The organism is Sphingobium sp. 22B, from assembly GCF_001580035.1.
Taxonomy (GTDB): Bacteria; Pseudomonadota; Alphaproteobacteria; order Sphingomonadales; family Sphingomonadaceae; genus Sphingobium; species Sphingobium fuliginis.
In genome coordinates, this window is sequence record NZ_LTAB01000033.1 from 24,366 (window position 1) to 47,659 (window position 23,294).

A 23,294-nucleotide genomic window follows, 5' to 3' on the forward strand; every position below is an offset into this window, starting at 1 on the left:
CCCCTCCTCTCCTCGGCCGTTCGGCCGAGCAGGCGCGTTAGCGCCCCAATCCGAGGTCCGCACTTCGCGGCCTCGGGGTCGAGGTTCCCGGTCAGTGGAGCGAGCCGAATAAACCGCGCTTGGCCTCAGCCTGGTACGCACCGTCTTTTACGCCGATGCTTGCGCGCATGTCGGCTTCGAGTTCGGCCGCGAGACCATTGGGTATCTCCGTGTAGGGGGCAATAATGGCGATCGCGGCCTCGGGCGTCGACAATTCTCCCGGTTCCGTGCCGAGCCAGATCGTTGCCTCACCCTCGTCCGGCTCGTTCTCGGTCGGAGTGAAGACTTGGGCGAAGAAGGTTTGGAGCGGTCGGTCCCATCCGACGACGACGCGACACGCGCCGCTGCCGGCCTTGGGCTTGAGGTCGTATCGGCTCATGATGGACTCCTGCGTAGGCGTTGATCGATATGGCGCACCGCACCGTCGGGGCTTTTGCGGACGGCTGCTGCGGCGCGCGGGAGCCCCGCCTCGACGAGCAGCTTACGTGCGAGCCGCAGATACATGGTTCCGGCGAGGACAGCGTCCCGGTCGGCAGGCGTCGCGGATTTGATGTCAGGCATTGGCGTCCCCAGCCACTGTCCGCTTGTTCTCTTGTGCAGGCTCGAGGCCGATATTGATCGTGTCGCGGGCAAGCACAATCGCAAAACGCCGGCCCTCCGGCACAAACCATTGCGCGCGATAGGCGAGAATGGCGTGGAGGCGCTCGATCAGCGCCGCGTCGTCGCCCAGGAGCAACCGGGTCGCCATCTCCTGGGCATCAAGCAGGAACCGGCTGTGCTGGGTGTCCCAGCTGTCGGCATCACGATCGTCGCTTGGGCTGAAGCAGGCCCCTTCAAGAAGGTCGACAAGTTCGGCCGGTGTAAGGGCATCGCGTGACGCGAGCAGAATGCGGGCTTCCTCAAAGCTCCAGTGCGTACGTTCGTCATATTCGATGGCGACCGGCGCGGGGATCCGGATCTGGTCCGCCTCTTCACCGCTAAACTCGAGCACCAGAGTGAGGCGATTGACGGTGCCACTGTCGAGGCCGGGAAATTCACCGGGATCAAGTATTGCCGTCGCGCCGTCCCGCTCTATCTCGAACCGCAACACCGCGATGTGCGGCAAGCAATTGTACCAGCTATAGCCCGCCATCGTGTCGTCGGGCTCTGCCAGTCGACCCTCGTAGCCGCCGTGCTTGCCGAGTGCAAAAGCCGCGCATTGCTCGAAGGCCGGTTCGAAACTGTCGACAATGATGTGGTCTTCACTTGCAATGCGCTCGCCGCTGGCTGCGGAACAATTGTGAGGGTCGGCGGTCGCGGGCGACCAGGGTCGAAGTAGCGGCTCGGCCTCGGGAAGCGCGATGCCGAGTGCTGCGGCCTCGCGCCATTGTTCGTGGGCTAGGCGATGGGTGCCGAGCGATTGAATATGGCGATAGATGACGCAACGAACCCTGTCGCGCAGCGCGTCAAGCGCGGCGTTCTCGACCATCTCCTTGCGCGCCGGCAGAACAAGCTGAAGGTCAGGCGCATCGACGATATCGACACGGGCCCACCAGTTGCGCCGCTTTTCGCCGACCGATGGCAAAGCGGTCGCGACGATGACTCCATGGAAATTGACGCAGGGACTGAACCGCGTCGCGCGCAGGTCGTTGAACAGGCCAATGCGCACGCCGGCCTCCTCGACCACAACCTCGGCGCCGGCAAGCCAGTCCTCCTGATGGAGCGAAATGCCGCGAAGGCGCACCGGCAATGGACAATAGAGTGCAGCTGACTTCGCTGCCGCGTCGAGCGATTCCTTCCAACGCATATCGAGCTGAAACCGGATCGTGGTGCCGCGCGATCGGTTGAGCGAAGCAACGGCGACCGGAGAGCGGGCTTCCCACGCGTCGGCGGCGACACGCACTATCCAGCCCGCCCCTTCGTCATTCGCGCAGGACTGGACCTCGACATCGCGGCCCGCGAGGCTGAACACGCCCATGCCGGCCGGATCCTCACGCTTTGCAATGTCGTCGTTCCAGCCCGAGCGGCCCAGCGCGAGTATTACGGCGGGATCAGCTATGCCGGCACCATCGTCATTCACCGAAAGCCAGACATCGTCGCCGATGGTATGAACCTCGAGGTCGACAACTGTGGCACCCGCGCGGCGGGCGTTCTGCAAAAGCTCGGCGAGCACATCGCCGAGCGTGTTGTTGAACAGACGCGTGACCTTGGCGATCGCCGCAGGGTCGATCTCGCTGCGGATGATAGCGGGAAGGGACATGGGAACTCCTCGGAGCGGATTTGCTCCCGGCCCCTGTTCCCACTCCCCTTTTCGCCTTAGTCGATCGCGCTGAAGATCTCCGCCGCCTCGGGATGGTCGAGCGCATGATCGCGCAGCCGGTGGAAGGCCTGTGCAATGTGGTCGTCGTCATCGTCGAATTCGAACGAGAGATAGGAGAAGGTGAAAAGCGTTGCGATGATCCCGGCTGCGTCTGCAGAGACCTCGCCATCATAGCCGTTGCTGCCGCATCGGATCCGGAACCGATCCCGACCGTTCGGAGCGAGATAGAGCGGTTGGTGACCGACCTCGAAGAACTGCCAATATCCGCCGCTATAATCGGGCGAAAGCGACTGCATGAAAGTGTAGAGCAGCGTTTCGCCCTTGAAGAAATGACGTCGGCCAAACAGCGTCGGGATGAAGTTGATGCGCCTCTCGTCGGGCACGAGGCTGGCAGCGCGGAAGGCGGCATTCGGGGCGATATCGGACATGAGGGTTCTCCAGAGGAAAGGTTCAGCGCCGAGCACCTTTCCCGGCCTCGAAACCGCCTGTCCCGTTCCCCCTCCTCTTGAATCGGATGCCCGACGGACTGGCGCCCTCTCCTTTGCCGATTACCGCTCAGTGAGACTCCGAGGATTTGAGGACGGCAATCACGGCTTTGACATTGTCGATGGCCACTTCGAGCCGCCGGACGGCCTCGTCACGGCTGTCACAATCTTCTGGGGAAGAGAGTTCGATCATCAGGAACGCGAACAGCGTGTCGCCGCAGGCGCCAGCCTCATCGAGATTTTCGACATGCGCAAAATCGCCGCCGTCATAGGTTTGCGCGCAGATGCGCTGGAATTGGTTCAGCATCGCATGGATTTCCATTCATAGGAGTGAGGGCTGGATGCAGGGCAGCCGGGTCGAGGCGGCAAATGACCGCAGCAACGCAGCCATTTCGGCGCGAAGCCGGGCTCGATTGCTGATCACGGCCTCGGGATCGAGCGGTTGACCCTGGACATCGAAATAGCCGGTCGCCGGACGACCACCATCGACCTCGATGACGATGCGGTGTCCTCGCGGCTGGGCAGGCCCAGCATAGCGCGCCGTAAATTCACCCAGCCGGCCGGTAAGCCCGCTGATAGCCTTGCCCCACCGGATATGCCCTGCGCCCGCGACCTGTCCCACCTCAAGGCCTCGGGCGATCCAGGTCCGCAATTGCGCGCGCTGGAGAAGCCTGGTGTGGCGCAAGCGTTCCATGGTTCGACACAGAGGCAGCGCGCCGGCATGGGCGTCGGCAACGGCCAGGTCGTGATCCTGCGCGGCGATCAGGATGTCCTCAAATTCACGGCCTCGGAGGAGGTCTCCAAGCGACCCAGCTTGCGCCGCATCGTTCGCATTGCGGAATCCCCGCGTCGGACAGATCATGATGATGGTCGCTTGATGCGCGCCTGGCGCCCGGCGGATCGTGTCGACCAGACCCTCCTCGGCCTCGCGGGCGCTCATCAGCACAAGCCGCTTTGACCAGGGCGTCGGCCGGGCCGCATCGGAAGGCTGTGGCCAGGTCGAGGGTAGTGGCCGGGATGCATGACCCTTCCTGGCCGGCGCTTCACTGCCATTATGGTGAACGGCAAGATTGGCGCGCCGCGCAGTATCGAACAGATCGTCGATATTGCCGCCGCCTTCGCGGAAGCCCTTATGATAGGCCGAAACGAACCGTGGATCAGGACAACCAACCAACGGTTTGACGGGACCGCGCACATCCCAACCGGCCTGCGCTGCATATTATCGCGAGGTTGTAATAATGCGAAGGAGCGCGGGACATAAGTGCAAAACCGCCATATTTTGCCACGCTCCTTCGCATTAATTTACAGGGTGTCCAGCCACTCCATCAAACTGGCCTCTCGTTTCCACGAAGGAGTAGCGGTGCCTGTTACTGGAACGCCAACCCGCTCCAGCGCCTTGCGCTTCGTTTCCAAATCGGCCTGGGCGTAGTGGTTAGTCGTGTCGAGGCTGACGTGGCCAAGCCAACTGCGGATGACAGTGATATCGACCCCGGCAGCAACAAGATGAACTGCCGTCGCGTGCCGAAAACTGTGCGGGGTTATATGCTTCGATCGCAGGGTCGGTACGGTTTTCGCTGCTTCCTTCACATAGGCGGCGAGCTTGAACCGCACCCCTGAGGCGCCCAAGGGCTCGCCATAGCGGTTGACGAAGATACGTTCATGGGGCGCTCGAGGCTGCCTTGCCAGCAGCGTTTCGAGCAGCATGACCGTTTCCGGCCAAAGCGGGCAGATGCGTTCCTTCTGGCCCTTCCCATAGAGCCGCACGAAATTAGGGGCGTCCAACCGGATTGCGTCTGGGCATAGGTCCAGCGCCTCCTGGATACGCGCTCCCGTGTTATAAAGAAACGAAAGCAGCACATGGTCGCGAAGCCCCGCGAGAGTTGACCGGTCAGGCTGTGCAAGAATGGCCTCGACCTCGTTAGGTTCGAGGTAGAACGGGGCAGAGGTGGGTTCCCGTTTCACCGGCACCGCAAGAACTTCCGCACAATGAACAATCAACTCGGGGTCCTTGCCCGATACGAAGCTGAAAAAGCTACGGATTGCGGAGAGCCGGCAATTGCGTGTGCCGATCGTGCCTTTGCGTTCATTCTCGGCATGATTGAGAAACGCCCGCACCTCGCTGGCTGAAATATCAGCCAAGGTCAGCCGCGCGACCACGCTCTTCTTTCGTTCTGCAACGAATCGGAGCAACAGCCTCCAGGTATCCCGATAAGACCGGATCGTGTGGATCGATGCGTTGCGTTGCTCAGCCAGCCACTCCTGGAAGAACGCTCGCAACAACGTCGGAAAGGGATCGCCCTTTTTCATGACGCCACCTCCAGGTTAAGGCATCGGATGCCAATGGCGCGGAAGCGCTCGTTCGCTTCGTGCAGGAGATCGCGCGTGACGGTTATGTAGACCAGCGTGGAATTGATGTCGCGGTGGCCCATATAGGTGGAAAGGAAGCGCAGCCTTTCCTGAGGATTTACGCCGGTTCTGTACCATTCGAGAATCCGGTTCACGACCATTGAGTGCCGAAGATCATGAACGCGTGGCCCCGCCCTCCCAGAAAGAGGTTTAAGCCCGGCTTGGCGCATGACTTCGGTGATCATTTTGGAGACCATATACGAGCTGTGGCGGCCACTCGGATGATCATGCCAGAACAGCGCAGACTGCGGATCTTGCGAGGCGCCGGCGCCTCGTCTCGCGTCGACAAAAGCGCCCAGCTCGCTCAAGGCGCTGTCGGACAAAGGTAGAATTCTGGTCTTGTAGAACTTCGTGTCCCGGATCGTGATCGTCCCGGAATTGAAGTCCACGTCGCCGAGATTCAGCCTGGCAATCTCCCCGCGGCGCAATCCAGCACAATAGGCCAGAATTATCATGTGCCGCGCACATAGCGGACGGTAGGAAAACGTCCGCGTCGAGTAGGAGCGTGACACGTCGAGCATCAACCGTACGTCACCAGGGCTGAGAATATGAGGTTTCCGATAAATCCGCGCGACCTGTTGCCCAACTCGCGGATCGCACGGTCTTGGGAGCATCTTTGCATCGATGCGATATCGGGCCTTGGTGAGCATCCGCTCCGCTTTTTGGCATTGTGCAGCGTGATGCGGTGTGCGCTTGGCGGCCGCCCATGCGGCTACCATCTTCTCAATACTCTCTCCCGCCAAATGCGGACTAGCCTGAAGAAAGCGATCAAATCTGAGCAGAAGGTCCGCCTCTGTCGTGTATTTGTAACCACGATTGCGCATCAGCGTCACATGGTTCTGCATAAAATCGCCCAAGAAGCTCCCGAAGGGAGCCGGCCGACGAAGCGCCACGAGGGCATCATCCGGATTTGGAGACGCAATAGCCCGCCACACTGGTCTATTGCCCCTTGCACCATGTTTTAACCGAAGGTCAGCAATGGGATTTTTGTCAATCAGGCCACGTTTAAGCAGATAATCGATGAAGTCGTCGACGATATGTATTTCCTGTACCTGGGACGACTTCGGCCAAAAGTTTACCTTACGCTCCCTCATCCATTCGGAGAGCATCTCGCGGCTTAACGCCTGATGCCTTTGAGATACTCGCTCAAAGCTGCGGATAACGGACCGATAAGCTCTGAAGCGCTTCTCCGTCAATTTGCGCGTCTTCAGAAATTCCTCGGCCACTGTATCGTCGGTATCCAGCCACGCGCTCATGACCGCACCCCCGATCCCGGTACTTCAAGCGCCACCCCCCTGAGATCCTCAGTCGCAAGCTTGAGGTAGGTATTTGAGGATTCGACCGACCGATGCCCAAGCAGATCCCCAATGATCTTTTGCGGAACCGAAGCGCGAAGCAACTCGGTCGCGCGCGCGTGCCGAAAGACATGCGGCCCTCGCCTGCCGGGCAGATGGACGCCTGCCGCCGCCAATCGCCTCGACGCCACGTTGTAAACAGTCGTCATCGGGGTGTAGGGCGCCAACGCCAGAACAAATATATTGCGTGATTCTACTTGCGGGCGTCCATGCCGCAGATATTCGATTAAAGCCTCTCCGACCGCATCGGATAGTGGGAGAATAGAAAATGTTCCTGTTTTCCGGTGGCTAACGCGCAATGTCGCCGCTCGCCAATCCAAGTCATCTATTGAGATTCTAACAATTTCACGATCCCTGAGCCCATATGTGGCCAGGATTTGGAGTATGGCATAATCGCGCAAACCCCGGGGCGACTTGTCCTTCGCAGTTTCTTCCAGGACGGCCCTGATCTGGGTGCTATCGATTATCGAAGGTACGCCCTCATAGGCATAGATGCTCGGCCCGATGACAAGGGGAGCAAGATCGGTCAAAACAAGCCTTGCTTGATACAGGTATCGGAGCAACGAGCGGAGCCGCGCCGCAATTCCTGAAATCGATTTACGGCTCATATTGGAGCTACGCATGTCCATATATGCGTCTATGTCACTTACACTCAACGATAAGACGCTATTATCCGACCCCCGGTCCAATTGCCATTTAAGGAAGGTTCTTGCTTCCCACATATTTCCTCGAACGGTTTGATCGGTAAATCCTCGTTCGTCTTCCATCCATCTTCTGTAGCCATTAGCTAAATCACCGTGCAGCTTGGCGGACTCCTCCGCAACTTCTGACTGCGGCGGCCATTGCCCCTGTGCAAGGCTGAGGATTTTACAAATCGCTGTTCGGGGAAGCCTATCCCATCGTGGCGAAGGATACCGACCATATTTGGCTTCGAAGCACTCAGTCGCATACCGAATATACTGATCGACATGTGACGGGGTCACAACCTCAATCGGCAGATCAATCTCCGAAAGATAAATCAGAAATTCGGACGCGTAGAGAACATTGTTCTGGGCAGCCACTGGATTGTAGCGCTTCTCGGTCAAAGATCTGGACAGGTCAGCGATCAGCTCATCATGGATATTCAGCACGTTTGTCTCCTCGGTCGTTTCAGACACCGGAGACGTTCGCAACAAAAATAATGCGCAGCAACGCGGTTAGAAAACGGCGTAATTCTCGTGCATAGCTGACTTCCTTCGCATTATTCCAACCTCGCGATAACTTTCGATCCTGCGCAGGGATAATCGTGCTCTGCTCACGGCGGCGGCGCGGGCAGAGGAGGCCGCAGGCTACTTGCTGCGCGCAACGGGTCTTGCCCGCGAGGATGTGGATGAGCAGGCCGCCGCTTGAGCCGGTCGATAGTATTGCCTGTTCATGTGATCATCGCGATGACGGATCCAATGACCACAGTCCGCGTCTTTCCGGGAGGGGTCGGCAAACGCCAGATGTCTGCTCCCGACCAAACTCAGTCATCCACTCGAACCGGCGCGAACGCCTGAGTCGGAGCGGAGCCGCCATTCGGCGAAAGCATGCCCATGCGCGGAAATAAGCGATGGCGCGGTGGGCGATAGGGAGAGGCAGCGTTCTGTTTTGGGATGAGCGAGTCAGAACTGCGTTTTGGAGAAACGGTGCAATCTGTCTCAATCGCGTTGGGTGGTCCCGCTGATCGACCACACGGCGAGCACATCGCCCGTCTTTGGATTTTCGACGCGCAACTCAGCAAAGTCGCCGACGATCATACATTGTGGTCTTTGCTGCCATCCCGTTCGCTGAAGACATTGTACCGGCCCGCCCGCCTCGACCGACTGCATGCGTCCGATGATCCTCAGCGCAAAGCCGCGCGCCGGATCAAAATCACCCGGCTCCATCCGCTTGACGATCTCGAGCCTGCGCGCACTTTTATCCGCGTCGCCTTCAATGAAGCGCGCGATCGCAACCTCGCCTTGAGACTGGCTGGGTACGGCGACGTGCGCCGCACCGCCCGGCGCGGACGCCGGACAATGTGTTGCCTTCGACCAGGGCCTGGCGATCCAGAAGCCTTCGAGCGCGGCCTTGTCTGCCTCGGTCTCTGCCGACAACCATGCGCTGCGTGCCCATCGCGTGGGATTAATCCACACGCGTAGCGTGGTCTTTGCTGCGTCATATTGCCATCCGAACGGCGCCGTCCGGTCGCTATCGACGAGCCCCTCGCAGCCGAACGGGAGCACCAGATCGAAGCGCCGGCCCGCCGCTGATCGTACTGCCTCCGGCAGAGGACGTGAAGCACTGGCAGCATCTACTGCGTCGGCGACTAGGTCGATCAAGCCTGCGCGTTCCAGAGTCGGTGGCGGCGCTATGGCTGCTGGCGGCGGCGGCGGTGCGGGCTGGGGCGTCGTAGCGGTCGACGTTGGAGCGGGGGGCTTAGGCGCCGTTGTGCGGCCGATCAAAAAGCCACCGCCGCCCACGAGCAGCAGCGCGATGAGCCCGCCGGCCAACGCCAATCGACTGGAATGAGGGGTCGGCTCCTGCATAGGACCCTCCTAGCAAAGCATCCGCTGCTCTCCCACCCCGAAGACCTGTTGGCGCGTCTTCCGTTGACAGACGGCGACCTTGGACCGAGGCAGAGACGCAATGACGCTCGATCAACTTCTTACTCTCCTGGTTCTGGCCACGGTCGTTGCCGCGCTCATCTGGGACAAGGTGCGTGCGGACGTAGTAGCGCTGAGCGGCGCGGCCTTTTTGCTGATTACCGGGGTGGTGAGGCCGGTCGAGGTGCAGAGCGCTTTCGCCAGCCCAGCAATCATGGCGCTCGCCTCGCTCTTTGTCATCGCTTACGCGCTGGAGCTTAGCGGCCTGCTCGACCGGGCGATCGCTTTAGGGGTGAGCCTGTGCAAGCGCATGGGGTCTAAGGGGATCTGGCTGCTCCTGAGCATGATTGGCTGCGCCTCATGCTTTCTTAACTCGACGCCCATTGTTGTGCTGGGCGCTCCTGTTATCCGCGATATCGCCCAGTCGCTGGGTCAGTCGCCCAAGCGCTATCTGATGCCGCTTTCCTATATCACCGTGCTGACCGGTTGCTGCACGTTGATTGGTACCTCCACCAACCTGCTTGTCGACGACATGGCGCGCGTCGCGGGACAGCCGCGCTTCGGCTTCTTCGAGATCACCCCTGTGGGACTGCCCGTTGCGATCGTCGGCGGTCTCTATCTTCTCCTGGTGAGCGGGCGCATGCTTGCCCGGCCCGAAGAGGAAACGCCGATACGCCCCAAGGCGATCGACCCGCATGCGATCCACAGCGCGCAGATCGGAGACGCCACTCTATTCGCAGAGCCGCGCGCCTTGCAACCACGCAAGGCCGCACTGGCGGCCGGTATATTCGTAGCCGTGATCACGCTTGCGGCCTTCAACATTGCACCGATCGCCGCAACGGCGCTTACAGGCGCTGTCGCGCTCATCCTGCTTCGCGTGATCAGCCCGGATGAAGCCTATGCTGGTCTCAAACCGGAAATCCTTATCCTGATCGCCGGGATGGTCGTGCTGGGCATAGCCATGGACCAGAGCGGATTGGCATCGCAGGCCTCGCGACTGCTTATCGCCAGCGTTGAGGGGCTGAGCCCGCTCGTTGCACTCATCGTGCTCTACGGCGTCACCATGGTGCTGACCGAACTGCTCTCCAACGCCACGGTCGCGGTGTTGGTGACGCCTGTTGCTGTTGCGCTGGCCGACAGTCTGGGGGTCAGTCCACGTCCGTTTCTTATTGCCGTCATGATGGCGGCCAGCGCGGCGTTCGCGACACCCTTTGGTTATCAGACCAATGTCATCGTCTACCAGATGGCGGGCTACCGCTATATGGACTTCGTCCGCGTCGGGCTACCGCTCAATCTGATCACGTTTGCAGTGGCGATCCTAGCGATCCAGGCGGCCTTTCCTTTTTAATGCCGCTCTCTTGAGCCGCTTAGGCTTCGAAAGGCCAAGCAGCTCAACTTGTGCGCTCACGCCATGGATGCAATAGCGTCCCTGGGTGTTCGCCCCCGATAAGGGACGGGCAGGACTTCGTGCTGGTCGGGCCGCCAGCACGATAGCTGTGCCTGGAGCCCCGTCTCATGAAGACTTTCCGTGTCTTACACCCCAGCGCCATTCGCGCCTTTCTCAACAGCCAGTCTTCTGCGGGCCTGGTGTTGATGGCGGCCGCTGCGCTGGCACTCATCATCGCGAACTCGCCCTTGCGCTCCGGATATGAGGCGGTCCTTCATTCAAACCTCGGTCCGCTTTCGCTGGCGCACTGGATCAACGATGGCCTGATGGCCCTCTTCTTCCTGCTCGTCGGGCTGGAAATTAAGCGTGAGATGCTGGACGGCCAGCTATCCACCTGGCCGAGGCGCGTCCTGCCGGGCATCGCTGCCGCCGGCGGCATGGCCGTGCCCGCGCTCGTCTACCTTGCTTTCAACCAGGGGCCAACTGCGGCAGGCTGGGCGATCCCTGCCGCTACCGACATCGCTTTCGCGCTCGGCGTGATCGCGCTCCTGGGCAATCGCGTCCCCGCATCGCTCAGGATATTCCTCGCGGCGCTGGCGATCATCGATGACCTGGGTGCTGTCCTTATCATCGCGCTTTTCTATACCGCTGACCTGTCTCTGCCTGACCTTGCCGGTGCCGGCATATTCACCGGCATGCTTTACGGCCTGAATCGCCTCCGTGTGCATCGCCTCCTACCCTATCTGATCCTGGGCGGAGCCCTGTGGTTCTTCGTCTATCGCTCGGGCATCCATGCCACGCTCGCCGGGGTTATTCTCGCGTTCACCATCCTTATGGACCGCACACCCGCGCGGCCTGATGGCGACGCGCGCAGTCCACTTCATCGTCTCGAACATGGGCTTCATTTGCCGGTTGGCTACCTGGTCGTGCCGATCTTGGGCCTCGCCAATGCCGGTGTGCCGGTGCTAGCACTCCCGGCGGGCGCCTTTGCCGCACCGGTGACGCTTGGGGCAGCGCTGGGTCTGCTGCTTGGCAAGGTCGCTGGCGTGCTCGGGGTTTCGATACTCGCGATCCGGCTTGGCATCGCGCATATGCCAGCCCATGCGACCCGTTTGCATATGCTCGGCGTCGCTCTCTTATGCGGGATTGGCTTTACGATGAGCATTTTCATCACGCTCCTGGCCTTTCCGGGCGCGCCGATGCTTCAGGCGGAGGCGAAGCTTGGCGTTCTCATTGGATCACTTGTCTCCGGACTCCTGGGGTATGGCGTGCTGGCCCTCGCCATCCGCCGGCAAAAATCCGACGCGGTCTGAGCAGCCCCACCGCATCGCACGCCGCCCGCAGAGGGCATGGGATCGATCTGAAGCCGAGAGGCACCACCAGCGATCACTGGATCGATGAACTCATCGGGTGGTGCAATCTCGCGGCTTGGTGCGGTATTTGAAGGGCCGATGGGCTTGGATCGCTAAGTTGGAAATGACGGGTTTCGGCAAAACCTGTCATCCAAGGACGCGCTTGGGAACGGCAGAAACGTCCCAAGCTCTGCCTGTTCGGGAGGCGTCGATCATGATGCGACGAGATCCAGCATCCGAGATTTGACACGATCGCTGGAAAATCGCTGCTCCTTGATTCCATGAAGCCTCAGCCCCTCGCCAGAGAATGCGCATGCTTGGGCCATCGCGCTGGCTGCCGCAATCCGGGGCCAATCCGGCCGTGTTGGCGCTTGCGCGCCTGCCCGCTCCACCCGGCATTGTCCCGGGTTTCCCTTGGGCTTTGCCCGGCGGTGCTGCCGCCGCTTCCTTCGATGGCCCGGAGGCTGCGCATCCGGCGGATGGGCCGCCGGCCCCAAGTGGAACGAAAGGCAAAGCTCATGACCAGCACTCTCTCGGCGATACTCTCCGCCCTCGAACTTGGTCATCTTGATCACACTGGCGACCTGCGCACCCTGGAGGCGCCGCCCCCCGCCGAAGCCATGGAACAAACCGTCAGCGCTGTCTGGAGCGATCTTTTCGCGCTTTTCCCCTTTAGTGCGCTCGAGCGCGACATCGAGGATCTGGGCTGGGGCCTGGTCAATCTCTTCCACCGCGCCGCCGCCAAGAAGCACCAGATGATCGACCGGCTGACGGACGAGATTCGGCTTCTGCTCGCCGAGCAGGATGGCTCGGAAGTCGCGACCGCCGACCTTGAGGACAAGATCGATCTCGCCCGCAAGATCGAACAGTCCGCCGAGGCCTATGAGACCATGCGCGACACGGCGGCCCGCCATTATCTCCACGAGACGGGCCGTTCCTGGGTGCCGGCGTCGGGCAACCGCATTTCGCTCGGCACGACCGCGGCGATCGTCGATGGCCGGTCCTATCTCCAGGCGCGGCGAGAAAAGGTGCGCGATGCCAATATGGTCCATGGCACGCCCGTGATCTTCGCCGGCGGGCGGCTGCGTTTCGCCAGCGACGACAACGCCAAGCAGTTTGCGGATAACCTGCTGCGAACGCTCAATGCCGTCCGCGAGCGGGTGGGCGACATGTATCTCGTCCATGGCGGTGACATGAAAGGCATTGAGCGCCTGGCCGCGTCTTGGGCCGAGCAGAACGGTATCCAGCAGCTGCGGTTCGGGCTCGATCGCAAGCTCGGCGATCGCGCCGGGTTCCGCCGCAATGAGCAGATGCTAGCGGTCAAGCCGCGCTACGTCATCGCCTTTCAAGGCAATGGTGTCACCGAAAGGCTGGTGATCGAGGCCAAGGCGCGCGGCATCCACGTCGTTGATCGTCGCGGACCGCTTGGCACACCGCCAGCGTCGCGACCCTGCGGCTGATCCGCCGCGCCGGCCGCTTCGGCGGCCGGCTTTCCCCGTTTCGAAATGCTGCGAATGCCGGAGGGGAGGATGGCAGGGCGGGTGCGTCCTGTTTCCCGGAGGTTTGCATCATGTTCATGCCCGATCATCCCACGGCGCGCGCACTCCTTGCCTTTCGCGCGGCGCATGGCCACCGCTGGAAAGCGAAGCTGCTATTCTTGTGGTCGACCGGCCGCGACGTCGAAGAGGCCAATGGCGCCTGCCTGCGCCAGTTGCGCAACCAAGGCGGCCCGGCATGGCTCGGCCAGCTGTCGCCACGCCGCTGGCGCGCGATCGAGAGATTGGCGGAGCCCGGCGATCGGCAGACCGCCTTGATCTTCCTTGATCGCGCGCGCGAGTTTCACGAAGGGGCATGCTTTGGAGCCACCGTTGCTCTTGCTCCCGCGCTGCACCTGCTGGCGATATCCTGCGAGCTGGGGCTCAAAGCCTATCTTATGAGCTGGGTCTGGTCGCACGAGGAGGTCGCGCGCGATATTCGTCACGACCTCATCGCCGCCTTCGACGAAGCGCGGCGGCTTGGCCTCCCGTCCCCTGGCCGTATTCTCGTCGATTTGCTTACAAGCCTCGGTCCCGCCTATGCCGGGCATCGTATCGACGCGCTGGTGGCGGATGGTTATGTTTGCGATTTCGCGGCCGTGCTGCGCGCGACTGGCTCGTTCCTCGATGCCGTGGCGGCCGGACTGAGCCTGCCGATGCCGACGCCGTAACTGCGCCTTCTTGCCCGTCCCCTAGCATGAGCATGCCATGGTTTGGGTTCCGCCGGACGGCGGCGCGGGATATGGTCCGTTTCGCCGCGCGGCTTGGGCGGCGGGCGGGGCAAAGTCGAGCTTGAGGTTCGCCAAGGCATTGGACCGGCGTGGCCCTATAGGTCGGGGATGCCCGTGATTACCATGAGGGGTTCCTGGCACGGCCAAGCGACGAGCCGTCTTTCTCCTCATCTGACCCCTAAGTCGGCCGTCCGGTCCATCCAACCCGCGATCCTTCGGGCCGAGTTGCCGTGTACCACGGCTGCCCGCACCACCCCTTGTCTCGGGGTTTCCCGGCGCTGCGCCTGCCGGTGGATGATCCGTCCTGTCCGCCTTGGCCGGGGATCAGTCGAAGGGACGGTCCCTTGGACCCAGTTCGAAGGAACTCCAGCCATGCAGAATCTCGTCATCCTCGCCGGCAATGTCGGCGCCACGCCCGAAGCCCGCACCACCCAGGGCGGCACCCGTATCACGCATTTCAGCCTCGCCACCTCGCGTCCGAAGCGCGACAGCAACGGCAAGATCCTCCGCGACGACAACAACCGCCGGCTCGAGGATACCGAATGGCACCGGATCACCTGCTTCAACGGGGTCGGCAAGACGGTCGAGCAGTATGTCGACAAAGGCATGAAGGTCATGGTCCGTGGCCGCATTCACTACACCCGCTGGACCGACAACGAGAATATCGAGCGCTACGGCGTCGAGATCATCGCCGATGAGGTGACCTTCCTCACCCGCGCCAAGGCGAACGACAATGCGGGCGGCGGCCACGAGCCCGAGGATGATGAAATCCCATTCTGAAATCGGTCCCATCAGGCCCGGCGGCCTCGCCGCCGGGCCTATTTCCCTGCTCGGGCGGGAAAGGAGGCAAGCGGATCAGCGGGATCGGCATCGCCCTTGGGCATAGCGATCCCAGCGCAGCACGGTGCCGGTGCGGATCATGGCGCAGCTCAGGTCGCCGATAGAGGGCGCGGCGCACCAGGCACCGGTCCTGTTGCCGCGTGCGTTGCCGGTTGAAAGGCAGCGCATGGTGGGACCATCGACCAGAATGTGGCCCGTGCTGGTCCGCCCCTGAGCGCCGCCGAGCAGATTAACAAGAGCGTCACGGGCGGCGAGGGCGCTCGCCTCGGGGCAGGGCTGACCTGGCCGGCAACTGCCGTCCATCTCGCGGGCCGCAATTCCGGCGAGACGGACATGCACACCTTCGCGGCACCAGATCGGCCCGTCTCCATCCCAGACGCGCGTCGGTGTGCAGGTGAAGACCTGGCCATCGGGAATGACGGTGGCGGCAAGCAGGAGTGCGAACAGCATCGCGGCGACGCTAGCCCAGCGGCGCGTGCTTGTCATGGGTATGCCATCGTCGGACCGGCGGGGCGGGGTGACCGCCGGGGCAAAAGTCGGCGGGATCATGGGGGTCATGGCCGGCGGGTCCACCCGCTCTCAATCAGGCGCGATCCTTGGTCCGACCGGCGGCCTATTGCGATCAACCCGCAAGGGGTCCGGTCGCTGCGCTACGGCTTTTTGGGCTGCGCCAAAAAAGTGATCGCGGCCGCCGGCTGGACACATCGGGCGCCAGTCGAGCGGGACGGACCCGCCGGCGCGCAAAGGAACCCCGACATGTTCACCGACATTGCAACCGCTCGTCGTCACGCCTTCAGTCTCTCGCGCAGCCTCATGGTGGTCACCTTCGTCATCGCGATCGGGCAGCAATATGGGGTCATCACCGCAGAGGATGCGGACGGCAGCGTTGCCCTGGTGGCCGAATATGATCCATTCGCCTGATGGCTTCTCCGGGAGCCTACGGCTCCCGGCTTTGCCATGGAGGGCGTGTCATTGATTCAAGGAAAATAAAGGCGGCAGCGCTAGGCGTTTGGCATGGATGAAGGTGCGCCAATCGAAATTGCCAACGATGATCCCTTGTGGAACCAGGCGATCCAAGATGTGAACGCGTGGCGAGGCGCGTGTTTGCAGCATTTCTCGGCGGCTGAAGCGGCCGTCACCGAAACGCTGCTCCTTCTCAAGGCCATTCCGGGTCGAGGGGAGACAGTACGGCTGCGGCATTTGATCGGTCAGCGGTTCGATGACCTCAGCAAACTTATCGAGGCAGAAGGCGCTTTCGCTCAAGAAGGCAAGGCGGCCGCCAAGGCCCTTTCGAATCTCCGCACACTCGAGGGCCTACGGTCGTTTCTTGCCCATGGTCAGGCGAAGATCGCGCTTGAACGAACCGGCAAATGGATCGTGATCTTGCGCCATGTCTCGATCCGCGGACAGCAGGCTGAACGCCTTATGCTGCTTTGCGAGCAAGCCGAAGCGGAAGAAAGGCTCGCTGATCTGAAGCGTAAAAGCCAGAAGCTGTGCTCTGTTCTCGGCAATTTCCGGAGAACCGTGAAGAGCTGAACGGGCGGCTCCGGCGAACCCGGATCGGGCTCTAGGCTTCGCCCTGAGACTTGGATTTCCAAGTCTCAGCCCATTAGGGTGACGATCCCTGCCGTGAGCGGTGGTGGCATCATTTGCCTGCTGCTTCGGCATTCCCACCGATCTCGAACTTCGGCTTGAGATGGGCGTAATCGAGAGGGTGAGTCTCCTGCAGTCCGAGAGCGCCAATCACACGGGTGCGACACCGGACAGGTGTCCACGCCATTGGGTCCTTTTCCGTTGTCGGCTTCCTGGTCGGCGCGCGGGGCCGAGCAAGCCCGCATAGGCGGGCTTCTCCACTGCGTTGCGACCCTCCGGGTGCACGACCCCGCTATGACGCCGCCCTTTGGGGCGCCTGTCGGAAGGCCCCGATGGGCGGGGCTGATCCAGACCGGAGTCACAGCCATGTCGCAGCCTTCTCAACAATCGGCAGACCGAGCCGAGCGGATCGACCGCATCGCCGCACTGAATGACAGCCTGCGGAGATCTATTTGCAGCCCTGGCCGAAACCAGATCGTCATGACCGCAGGCGTTGCCGCGCTGGTCGGGGATGTGTCCCTCTTCCGCGGATTTCGCAGACGCGCTGAGATCCTGCGCACGGTGCGAAACTATGACAGCTTCAATTCCGACAACGATCCATTGGGCGAGCATGATTTTGGTCGCTTCGAATATGACAGCGCCATTCTCTACTGGAAGATCGATTATTATGATCTCGAGCTTGCCTGGGGCTCACCCGATCCAGCCAATCCCGACGTCACCACTCGGGTTCTGACGATCCTACTCGCCGAAGAATACTGATCGGCACGGCCATCCCCCTGACCGGGGGGATGGCCGTGAAAAGTCTGCTTGAGCAGACTGCGCGCAAAGGATGTCCACGCACCAAGTGCGCTCGGGGAGGGGAGGGTGCACCGGAGCATCGCCCCCGGGCCGGTGCAAAGCCGTGAACCGCCGCGGGATCAGACCATTTGAGGAGTTAACGCCATGTCCGCTTATTTCGCCGCCCATCCCGATCACGCGATCCTCTTTGCGTTCGGCTGTTTTGCGCTCACCGTCTACCTGTTCCGCTATGTCGGTCCGGGCATTGGCGGTGGCGGCGACTGGTCATCGCGTGACCATTATGAGCGCAATCTGCGCGACGGTCCGGAAGACTATTGTTGAGCTGGCCGCCCCGATGAGGACGATCGCTGTGAGCCTTCTCAAGGGCGGGGTAGGCAAGACCTTCCTCGCCACGCATCTCGCCTGGTATCTGGCCGAAGCGGCGGGACGCAGGGTTGTGTTCGTTGACCTGGACCCGCAAGGTAGTTCCTCGCGCCGTCTGGCCGGCGAGCGGCCGGGTGGCTTCGCGGCCGATCTCTTCGATCCATCGGCGGCGCTTGCCGCCGATGGCCAGGTCGGGCTCACTTTGCTCGCTGCCGACCAGCGTTTGCAGATGATCAAGGCGGCACAGGATGTGCGCGACTTTCTCGGCCGCTTTCCTGCGCTCGCGCCTCATTTCGACCTGTGCGTGATCGATACCGGTCCCAAATGGGACGAGCTTACCCTGAGCGCTCTCGCGGTCGCCGACGCAGTGATCGCGCCGGTCCAGGTCGCCGAAGATTCAGTCGAATGCGCCAAGATGCTGCTGACCGCGCTGCGCAAGGCCGAGGCGGCGAGGGCAGGGCGCAAGATCGATTTCCTCGGATTGCTGCCATCAATGGTCAACCCGTTCGACCGGCGCGAAATAGACAATGCCGTCAAGCTCGCCCACGCGGTGGGCGAGCGGCTGATGTTCCCTGCCTTCATCAAGGCGCGACCGACCTATAAGCATGCCGCGGAAAATCATCGACCGGTCTGGATGGAAGGGGGTGGCGGCGCCAAGGCGGCGGCCGAGGAAATTCGGCCGATCCTCGCCGAGATCGAACGGCGACTGGGTTCAGCGCCAGCGGCCGCCGCCTGATGGGTAAGTTCGATGAACGCATCGAGGAGTTTGGCCTGTTGGTCGGCGCGCATGAAATGGCGCGCCGGGTCGAGGATATTCCTTTGGAGCGGGTCATCCCCGACCCCGGCAATCCCCGGCGCAGTTTCGACGACGACGCCCTGGCCGAGCTTGCGGCGTCCATAGCGGCCCGCGGGGTCTTGCAGCCGATCACGGTTGCTCCCGCCGACGCCGCTGGCCTGTATCGCATCCGGTTGGGCGAGCGGCGCTTTCGTGCCTCCGAGCTCGCGGGCCGGGTGACGATCCCGGCGATTATCGTGGCCGAGGGCGAGGGAACCCATCTGCTGGCCGATCAGATCGTTGAAAACGATCAGCGTGCGAACCTGTCTTCGGTCGAGCTCGCTCATGCGATTGCCCGTATGCTCAAGGGCGGCATGAGCCAGGTCGAAATCGCTGCTGCGCTGGGACGCTCCAAGCAGTTCGTCTCGCTCTATGCGGCCTATGGTGACATGCCTGCCTATCTCAGGGAGGCGCTCCCGCGCGCGCCGATCCGGCTGCTCTATGACCTGCATCGCACAGCCAGGGATTATCCTGCGGAAGTCGAGGCCTATGTGGGCGCCTGGGATGAGAGCGGCGCGACATTGGCGGAAGGCGCGCGGTTCATTGCCGGGCTGAAGGGTAAGGCGGACATTCCCAGCATCGAGGCAACGCCGATGCAGGCCGCGGCAGTGACCGTCGCTCGTCCGGAACCGCGGGGAGGGACTGAGCCAGTCGCGCGACCAGGGGAGCAAACGCCAGAGGCCAGCCTTGCCGTTGAAGTTGATGGCCGTCCCGCGCGTCTTGTCCTTGGCCCGCGTGTCGTCGTGATCTTCGGCGATGGTTCTCGGCAAGAGGTGGCGACCGAACGACTTTGCTCCGCGTCTGAGGGACGCCCCGACGCCGCGATGCTCTGACCCTCTTCCTCCGCGTTCGCATATCCTGTTCGTGTGTATGTCGGCCGTGCCCCTTTCGGGGTGCGGCCTTTTGCGCAGGTCCGAGCTGGGGCGGCGCCGTTGGCGCCGCCCTTCGTGGATCAGGCGTGAATGATAGGCGCATTTTCCCAAATATGGTCGAAGTCTGCTCAAGCAGACTATCAGATGAGTTGAGTGAAGGTGAGGGCCGGATAGGCGTGACGCCGGGGATGTATGACAATAGCCTTTGATGCATGCCCGTCTTCACCTTCCGTCTCGACGATGACATCGCCCAGCGCTTCGATGCTGTGGCGGAGAGCGCCGGTGGCCGCTCGGTTTTGCTGCGGCGCCTCGTCATGAATGCAGTGGACGCGGAGGAGGGCGAGAGGTCGGGGCCAGTCCGCCGGCGGGAGCGAGCAACACGGCGGTTTGAGATCCGGCTGACCGAAGCGGAAATTGCCGCGCTGGATGCCGAGGCCGATGCTTTGGGTATGAAGCGAACCGACTGGGTGACGAGGCTGGTGCGCTGCCGGCTGCATTCGGCGGCACCGCTGCCGCTTGAAGAACGGGCGGCAGTGGCCCAGGCGTGGCGCGAGCTCAACCGGATCGGCATCAATCTCAATCAGGCGACGCGGGCGCTCAACGCATCGGTGATGGTCGAATCCGGGCTCGATGTCGCGCGCGAGGCGGCACGGGTGGCAAGCTTTCAGACGGAAATCCGGATGGCGCTTGCCGGTCTCGGCACCGCGCTCAAGGGCGATCTTGCCTATTGGGATAGCCTCGATGCTTGAGGAGGAGGGCATCCTGCCGCTGCCCAGCCTCATGGAGGCATGGCGGCCGCCCACCGGCGGTAAACGGACACTGCGGGGGGCCTATGTCCGCATCGGACGAGGCGCACCGGGCCGGGGAGGGCAGGGGCGGTCCGTGCCGCTGAGCCAGGCCGAGGCTCGGGCCAAGCTCGAGCGGATCGTGCGCAAGGCCCCGGAGGTCATGGTCAAGGTCTCGGGCAAGCAATATGGCGCGCATCATCTATCGGAGCATTTCGGCTATGTTGCGCGGCACGGGAAGCTTGCGGTGCGCTCGAGCGAGGGTGAGATCATCAATGATCCCAAACGGCTGAAGGAGATCGCGCAGGACTGGGCCATGCTCGACGAGGCGATGAACGAGCATGGCCGCGACCGGCCGACCTCGCTGTCGCTGGTCCTTTCCATGCCCGGCGGTTCGACCGATCCCGAGACGCTGCAGGATGCCGCCCAGGCGTTCGCCCGCATCCTGTTTGAGGACAATCACGCCTATATGCTGGCGCTCCACACCGATACCGATCATCCGCACATCCATCTGGCGGTGGCCACCGAAGGTGCGGACGGCACGCGGTTCAATCCGCGCAAGGCCGACCTCCATCATATGCGAGAGACATTCGCGCATGAGCTACGGGCGCGCGGCATCGCGGCTGAGGCGACGCCCAGACGCGCACGCGGTCACGTTCAAAAGCGTGTGCGCTCTGCAGCGCTGCATCTCGATGCTCGGATCGGTCAGGAGGGGCGCCGGCTCAATATGGATGAACTCAACGTGCTGCGCGCCCGGGCCTTTGCGCACGCGCGCGATGAGGAACGGCGGCCGCAAGACGTGATGGCGCTGGTTCGCCAGAAGCAGATACGCGGTGCTTATGCGGAGGCGGCGGTGGCGCTTGCACGTACCGGCGAGGCCGACGACCAGGCGCTTTCCGACGAAATTGCGGGTTTCCTGGCGGCTATGCCGCCGGCGGTCTCCCGACGTCTGGCCCTGGCCCGCGAGATGATGCAGGGGCGGCAAGCGACACAGCCGGCGCGCGAGCTGGAGGGTGGAGCTGGTCCCGAGCGGCCAGTGCCGGAGCGTGGGCGGGAGCGTTGATTCGCATGGGTGGTTGATCTTGCGAAGGGATGCTCCCACTACCATGTGCTAGAATGTCTTGGAAAGTCGAGGGAACTGGCGCTTTCTGTGGTCATGTCTTGTTAGAAAAAACCATGCTATTATCTAACAGACAGGAGCATGGACATGTCTGCGGTGGCTGATCGGATTATGAAGCGTGTGCGCGGCAAGGGCCGTGGCTGGGTGTTTACGCCCAAGCAGTTTGTCGACTTCGGCACGCGCGGCTCGGTCGACATGGCGCTGTCGCGTCTCGCGCATGCCGGTGACATCCGTCGGATCGGCCGTGGTCTCTACGACTATCCCCGCCAGCATGACAAGCTTGGTGCCCTGAGCCCGGATCCCGGGCAGGTGGCCCAGGCGCTCTCCGCGCAGAGCGGCGATGCGCTCGCGCCGTCGGGAGCGGCGGCGGCCAATAGCCTTGGTCTCTCGACGCAGGTGCCCGCCCGGGCGAGCTACGCCACCAGCGGTCGCACCCGCACCGCCAAGGCTGGCGGCCGCAGCGTTACCTTGAAGCACAGCCGCGCGCCGGTGCTCGACGCGCCGGAGTCTGTGAATGCGATCGTTCAGGCGCTCGCGCATCTGGGGAAGGGCAATATCGACGCGGATGCGATCGGGCGCTTCGCCGCGCGGCTCGACGATGCCGGTACGCGTGCGCTCGTCGCGGGCCGCCCGGCCATGCCGGGCTGGATGGGCGACATTGTCCTGAAGATTCAGGCGTCGCGGAGAGATAGGTCATGCAGGGAGAAAGGGTAGCGCCGCTGGCGCCACCAGCAAATCTCCAGATGCAGGGTCGGGCACAAGGATGGGTACGGCCGGATAAAGTGTCGGCCATGTCGAATACTTGGCGATCCATGTCGCGGCGCTTGGCGACAGCCAGCCCGTCAAGGTCGTGATACTCGCATAGCGCTGCGCGAGCGGAAGCGCGATGATGGGTTCATAGTGGGCGACGCGGTTGCGCAATATACGCAGGTCGCGCAAGTCCCGCGCGATCACACCGCGCTGTACGCCTTTGGCCTGAAAGATGGGTCGCAGGCTTTGCCAGAGGTGGTGTGACTTGGGGCCGAAGAGTGACGCCCAGAAGCCGAAGTTCAACTCCGCTACGATCTGCGGACGGGTCGCTGCCTTCCCGTCTTTCTGTAGCGTTTGCCGTGCTTTTGCGATTGCGCCCGTCTGATAGTTCGTCACAAGGATCGCAGGATCGTCGATCCAGGCGGCGCCATGTTGGGCCGCAAGCCGCGCGTCCGCCATGTTACGCAGCACGACCTCGAGCATGTGTAGAGGGCCATAGAGGGCTGCGGAAAGCTGCACATTATAGGTGTACAGGCGCTCTGCGAGCGTCTGATCGGCTCCGGCCCACTTCAGATAAGTGTCGAAGCGGTCAGCGGACAAGGCATGAACGAACGTTGGCACGGGAACCTTTTCACTTGATTTTTAGGCACCCTTGCGCCATATGAACTGGGTATCCCCCGGCGGTCCCTGCTTTGCAAACCGTCGGGGCACTTTATTTCTAGACATCGTCGATTCGATCTTCAATGCCGTTGCTGGAGCAGCGCAGCGTGAATGAACTCGCGCGCCGCCGGCATGCGACGAGATTTTGCGTGATCACAGCGAAATACATCCCGTGGGACCCGATTGGCGCGATGCCCGACGACCGAAAGGACGGTCGCCTCATGCTGCTCTGGGAAGGAGATCGCCCCGTAATCGGCCGATGGGATGACGGGCGTAAGGGATGGGAAGCTCCGGAAGGCATGCACCTTTTCGAGGAGATCACCTATTGGGCGGATATCAATTCACCGGAATGACCCTTGCTCTTTCAGATGATAAATGATTGATATGGCGGTTTCCATTTGAAGCGCGACACCCGAGGTGATGCGTAGCATTTCATCCGGGGTGGGGCGAGCCCCACCCCGGATGGCAAAATTTATCCGGCCT

Annotated in this window: 27 protein-coding genes; 15 read left to right on the forward strand and 12 right to left on the reverse strand. The window is 62.3% G+C overall.

Features of this window, described 5'->3' with window-relative positions:
- Positions 1-91: 91 nt before the first annotated feature.
- The 10 genes from A0J57_RS21405 to A0J57_RS21455 form a co-directional block, all read right to left on the reverse strand.
- Positions 92-418 carry a hypothetical protein gene (locus A0J57_RS21405; RefSeq protein WP_061939530.1) on the reverse strand — a complete coding sequence of 109 codons (327 nt, stop codon included), beginning with the start codon at positions 416-418 and terminating at the stop codon, positions 92-94.
- Complete coding sequence (locus A0J57_RS21410) at positions 415-600, reverse strand: hypothetical protein (RefSeq protein WP_062017400.1); 186 nt, start codon at positions 598-600, stop codon at positions 415-417. Before A0J57_RS21410 ends, A0J57_RS21405 begins: the two co-directional genes overlap by 4 nt.
- Complete coding sequence (locus tag A0J57_RS21415) at positions 593-2,278, reverse strand: ATP-binding protein (protein WP_061939532.1); 1,686 nt, start codon at positions 2,276-2,278, stop codon at positions 593-595. The genes A0J57_RS21410 and A0J57_RS21415 overlap by 8 nt, the downstream gene beginning before the upstream one ends.
- A gap of 56 nt (positions 2,279-2,334) precedes the next feature.
- Complete coding sequence (locus A0J57_RS21420) at positions 2,335-2,766, reverse strand: antirestriction protein (RefSeq protein ID WP_061939533.1); 432 nt, start codon at positions 2,764-2,766, stop codon at positions 2,335-2,337.
- 127 nt (positions 2,767-2,893) lie between these two features.
- Positions 2,894-3,130 (reverse strand): hypothetical protein, encoded by a 237-nt coding sequence (locus tag A0J57_RS21425; RefSeq protein ID WP_139111421.1) that lies wholly within the window; start codon positions 3,128-3,130, stop codon positions 2,894-2,896.
- 15 nt (positions 3,131-3,145) lie between these two features.
- Positions 3,146-3,763, reverse strand: a complete 618-nt coding sequence (locus tag A0J57_RS21430) for a hypothetical protein (protein ID WP_062017402.1) — start codon at positions 3,761-3,763, stop codon at positions 3,146-3,148.
- A gap of 362 nt (positions 3,764-4,125) precedes the next feature.
- A complete protein-coding gene (locus A0J57_RS21440; protein ID WP_048578765.1) occupies positions 4,126-5,130 on the reverse strand; it encodes a tyrosine-type recombinase/integrase in 1,005 nt (334 codons plus the stop codon).
- The gene (locus A0J57_RS21445) at positions 5,127-6,485 is read right to left on the reverse strand and encodes a tyrosine-type recombinase/integrase (protein ID WP_048578766.1); all 1,359 of its coding nucleotides are present in this window, start codon (positions 6,483-6,485) and stop codon (positions 5,127-5,129) included. The genes A0J57_RS21440 and A0J57_RS21445 overlap by 4 nt, the downstream gene beginning before the upstream one ends.
- Complete coding sequence (locus A0J57_RS21450; RefSeq protein WP_048578767.1) at positions 6,482-7,714, reverse strand: site-specific integrase; 1,233 nt, start codon at positions 7,712-7,714, stop codon at positions 6,482-6,484. The genes A0J57_RS21445 and A0J57_RS21450 overlap by 4 nt, the downstream gene beginning before the upstream one ends.
- Before the next feature lie 549 nt (positions 7,715-8,263).
- Positions 8,264-8,926 carry a hypothetical protein gene (locus A0J57_RS21455; RefSeq protein WP_235600929.1) on the reverse strand — a complete coding sequence of 221 codons (663 nt, stop codon included), beginning with the start codon at positions 8,924-8,926 and terminating at the stop codon, positions 8,264-8,266.
- Positions 8,927-9,233: 307 nt separating this feature from the next.
- Here A0J57_RS21455 and A0J57_RS21460 point away from each other — a divergent pair, with 307 nt between their 5' ends.
- The 5 genes from A0J57_RS21460 (at position 9,234) to A0J57_RS21480 (ending at position 14,975) form a co-directional block, all read left to right on the forward strand.
- Positions 9,234-10,538, forward strand: a complete 1,305-nt coding sequence (locus A0J57_RS21460) for an SLC13 family permease (protein WP_017183728.1) — start codon at positions 9,234-9,236, stop codon at positions 10,536-10,538.
- A 167-nt stretch (positions 10,539-10,705) separates the two neighbouring features.
- The gene (nhaA, locus tag A0J57_RS21465) at positions 10,706-11,890 is read left to right on the forward strand and encodes a Na+/H+ antiporter NhaA (RefSeq protein WP_021245275.1); all 1,185 of its coding nucleotides are present in this window, start codon (positions 10,706-10,708) and stop codon (positions 11,888-11,890) included.
- Between the two features lie 557 nt (positions 11,891-12,447).
- Positions 12,448-13,389 (forward strand): DUF2493 domain-containing protein, encoded by a 942-nt coding sequence (locus A0J57_RS21470; RefSeq protein WP_017182157.1) that lies wholly within the window; start codon positions 12,448-12,450, stop codon positions 13,387-13,389.
- A 110-nt stretch (positions 13,390-13,499) separates the two neighbouring features.
- Positions 13,500-14,135, forward strand: a complete 636-nt coding sequence (locus tag A0J57_RS21475) for a hypothetical protein (RefSeq protein ID WP_017182158.1) — start codon at positions 13,500-13,502, stop codon at positions 14,133-14,135.
- A gap of 432 nt (positions 14,136-14,567) precedes the next feature.
- The gene (locus tag A0J57_RS21480; protein WP_007682669.1) at positions 14,568-14,975 is read left to right on the forward strand and encodes a single-stranded DNA-binding protein; all 408 of its coding nucleotides are present in this window, start codon (positions 14,568-14,570) and stop codon (positions 14,973-14,975) included.
- A gap of 75 nt (positions 14,976-15,050) precedes the next feature.
- On the opposite strand, the gene A0J57_RS21485 is transcribed toward A0J57_RS21480, so the two are convergent.
- Entirely contained in the window at positions 15,051-15,485 is a 435-nt protein-coding gene (locus A0J57_RS21485) for a thermonuclease family protein (RefSeq protein WP_025546704.1), read from the reverse strand.
- A gap of 306 nt (positions 15,486-15,791) precedes the next feature.
- On the opposite strand from A0J57_RS21485, the gene A0J57_RS21490 reads away from it, so the two are divergent.
- From A0J57_RS21490 to A0J57_RS21525, 9 genes are all read left to right on the forward strand, one after another.
- Positions 15,792-15,956, forward strand: coding sequence for a hypothetical protein (locus tag A0J57_RS21490; RefSeq protein ID WP_007682673.1), 165 nt, complete (start codon positions 15,792-15,794; stop codon positions 15,954-15,956).
- 93 nt (positions 15,957-16,049) lie between these two features.
- A complete protein-coding gene (locus A0J57_RS21495; RefSeq protein WP_017182161.1) occupies positions 16,050-16,571 on the forward strand; it encodes a hypothetical protein in 522 nt (173 codons plus the stop codon).
- Positions 16,572-16,994: 423 nt separating this feature from the next.
- Positions 16,995-17,387, forward strand: a complete 393-nt coding sequence (locus A0J57_RS21500; RefSeq protein ID WP_021245272.1) for a DUF3768 domain-containing protein — start codon at positions 16,995-16,997, stop codon at positions 17,385-17,387.
- 183 nt (positions 17,388-17,570) lie between these two features.
- Complete coding sequence (locus A0J57_RS26695; protein ID WP_017182162.1) at positions 17,571-17,747, forward strand: hypothetical protein; 177 nt, start codon at positions 17,571-17,573, stop codon at positions 17,745-17,747.
- A 13-nt stretch (positions 17,748-17,760) separates the two neighbouring features.
- A complete protein-coding gene (locus tag A0J57_RS21505; RefSeq protein ID WP_021245271.1) occupies positions 17,761-18,525 on the forward strand; it encodes a ParA family protein in 765 nt (254 codons plus the stop codon).
- Positions 18,525-19,457: a ParB/RepB/Spo0J family partition protein gene (locus A0J57_RS21510; protein ID WP_015449366.1), complete on the forward strand. Its 933-nt coding sequence runs from the start codon at positions 18,525-18,527 to the stop codon at positions 19,455-19,457. The genes A0J57_RS21505 and A0J57_RS21510 overlap by 1 nt, the downstream gene beginning before the upstream one ends.
- Before the next feature lie 251 nt (positions 19,458-19,708).
- Complete coding sequence (locus A0J57_RS21515) at positions 19,709-20,245, forward strand: plasmid mobilization relaxosome protein MobC (protein ID WP_017182164.1); 537 nt, start codon at positions 19,709-19,711, stop codon at positions 20,243-20,245.
- Positions 20,238-21,344, forward strand: coding sequence for a relaxase/mobilization nuclease domain-containing protein (locus A0J57_RS21520; protein ID WP_017182165.1), 1,107 nt, complete (start codon positions 20,238-20,240; stop codon positions 21,342-21,344). The genes A0J57_RS21515 and A0J57_RS21520 overlap by 8 nt, the downstream gene beginning before the upstream one ends.
- 138 nt (positions 21,345-21,482) lie before the next feature.
- Positions 21,483-22,115, forward strand: a complete 633-nt coding sequence (locus A0J57_RS21525) for a DUF6088 family protein (RefSeq protein WP_017182166.1) — start codon at positions 21,483-21,485, stop codon at positions 22,113-22,115.
- On the opposite strand, the gene A0J57_RS21530 is transcribed toward A0J57_RS21525, so the two are convergent.
- Positions 22,095-22,772 (reverse strand): hypothetical protein, encoded by a 678-nt coding sequence (locus tag A0J57_RS21530; RefSeq protein WP_007684587.1) that lies wholly within the window; start codon positions 22,770-22,772, stop codon positions 22,095-22,097. The two genes, A0J57_RS21525 and A0J57_RS21530, sit on opposite strands and share 21 nt — an antisense overlap.
- 122 nt (positions 22,773-22,894) lie before the next feature.
- Here A0J57_RS21530 and A0J57_RS21535 point away from each other — a divergent pair, with 122 nt between their 5' ends.
- A complete protein-coding gene (locus tag A0J57_RS21535) occupies positions 22,895-23,164 on the forward strand; it encodes a hypothetical protein (RefSeq protein ID WP_017182168.1) in 270 nt (89 codons plus the stop codon).
- Positions 23,165-23,294: the final 130 nt, after the last annotated feature.

What these genes read in the sequence shown, in the direction of transcription:
- A0J57_RS21405 (WP_061939530.1), bottom strand. Translation starts at nt 418, where the DNA reads ATGAGCCGATACGACCTCAAGCCCAAGGCCGGCAGCGGCGCGTGTCGC.
- A0J57_RS21410 (WP_062017400.1), bottom strand. Translation starts at nt 600, where the DNA reads ATGCCTGACATCAAATCCGCGACGCCTGCCGACCGGGACGCTGTCCTC.
- A0J57_RS21415 (WP_061939532.1), bottom strand. Translation starts at nt 2,278, where the DNA reads ATGTCCCTTCCCGCTATCATCCGCAGCGAGATCGACCCTGCGGCGATC.
- A0J57_RS21420 (WP_061939533.1), bottom strand. Translation starts at nt 2,766, where the DNA reads ATGTCCGATATCGCCCCGAATGCCGCCTTCCGCGCTGCCAGCCTCGTG.
- A0J57_RS21425 (WP_139111421.1), bottom strand. Translation starts at nt 3,130, where the DNA reads ATGCTGAACCAATTCCAGCGCATCTGCGCGCAAACCTATGACGGCGGC.
- A0J57_RS21430 (WP_062017402.1), bottom strand. Translation starts at nt 3,763, where the DNA reads ATGAGCGCCCGCGAGGCCGAGGAGGGTCTGGTCGACACGATCCGCCGG.
- A0J57_RS21440 (WP_048578765.1), bottom strand. Translation starts at nt 5,130, where the DNA reads ATGAAAAAGGGCGATCCCTTTCCGACGTTGTTGCGAGCGTTCTTCCAG.
- A0J57_RS21445 (WP_048578766.1), bottom strand. Translation starts at nt 6,485, where the DNA reads ATGAGCGCGTGGCTGGATACCGACGATACAGTGGCCGAGGAATTTCTG.
- A0J57_RS21460 (WP_017183728.1), top strand. Translation starts at nt 9,234, where the DNA reads ATGACGCTCGATCAACTTCTTACTCTCCTGGTTCTGGCCACGGTCGTT.
- nhaA (WP_021245275.1), top strand. Translation starts at nt 10,706, where the DNA reads ATGAAGACTTTCCGTGTCTTACACCCCAGCGCCATTCGCGCCTTTCTC.
- A0J57_RS21470 (WP_017182157.1), top strand. Translation starts at nt 12,448, where the DNA reads ATGACCAGCACTCTCTCGGCGATACTCTCCGCCCTCGAACTTGGTCAT.
- A0J57_RS21475 (WP_017182158.1), top strand. Translation starts at nt 13,500, where the DNA reads ATGTTCATGCCCGATCATCCCACGGCGCGCGCACTCCTTGCCTTTCGC.
- A0J57_RS21480 (WP_007682669.1), top strand. Translation starts at nt 14,568, where the DNA reads ATGCAGAATCTCGTCATCCTCGCCGGCAATGTCGGCGCCACGCCCGAA.
- A0J57_RS21485 (WP_025546704.1), bottom strand. Translation starts at nt 15,485, where the DNA reads ATGCTGTTCGCACTCCTGCTTGCCGCCACCGTCATTCCCGATGGCCAG.
- A0J57_RS21490 (WP_007682673.1), top strand. Translation starts at nt 15,792, where the DNA reads ATGTTCACCGACATTGCAACCGCTCGTCGTCACGCCTTCAGTCTCTCG.
- A0J57_RS21495 (WP_017182161.1), top strand. Translation starts at nt 16,050, where the DNA reads ATGGATGAAGGTGCGCCAATCGAAATTGCCAACGATGATCCCTTGTGG.
- A0J57_RS21500 (WP_021245272.1), top strand. Translation starts at nt 16,995, where the DNA reads ATGTCGCAGCCTTCTCAACAATCGGCAGACCGAGCCGAGCGGATCGAC.
- A0J57_RS26695 (WP_017182162.1), top strand. Translation starts at nt 17,571, where the DNA reads ATGTCCGCTTATTTCGCCGCCCATCCCGATCACGCGATCCTCTTTGCG.
- A0J57_RS21505 (WP_021245271.1), top strand. Translation starts at nt 17,761, where the DNA reads ATGAGGACGATCGCTGTGAGCCTTCTCAAGGGCGGGGTAGGCAAGACC.
- A0J57_RS21510 (WP_015449366.1), top strand. Translation starts at nt 18,525, where the DNA reads ATGGGTAAGTTCGATGAACGCATCGAGGAGTTTGGCCTGTTGGTCGGC.
- A0J57_RS21515 (WP_017182164.1), top strand. Translation starts at nt 19,709, where the DNA reads ATGCCCGTCTTCACCTTCCGTCTCGACGATGACATCGCCCAGCGCTTC.
- A0J57_RS21520 (WP_017182165.1), top strand. Translation starts at nt 20,238, where the DNA reads ATGCTTGAGGAGGAGGGCATCCTGCCGCTGCCCAGCCTCATGGAGGCA.
- A0J57_RS21525 (WP_017182166.1), top strand. Translation starts at nt 21,483, where the DNA reads ATGGACATGTCTGCGGTGGCTGATCGGATTATGAAGCGTGTGCGCGGC.
- A0J57_RS21535 (WP_017182168.1), top strand. Translation starts at nt 22,895, where the DNA reads ATGCCGTTGCTGGAGCAGCGCAGCGTGAATGAACTCGCGCGCCGCCGG.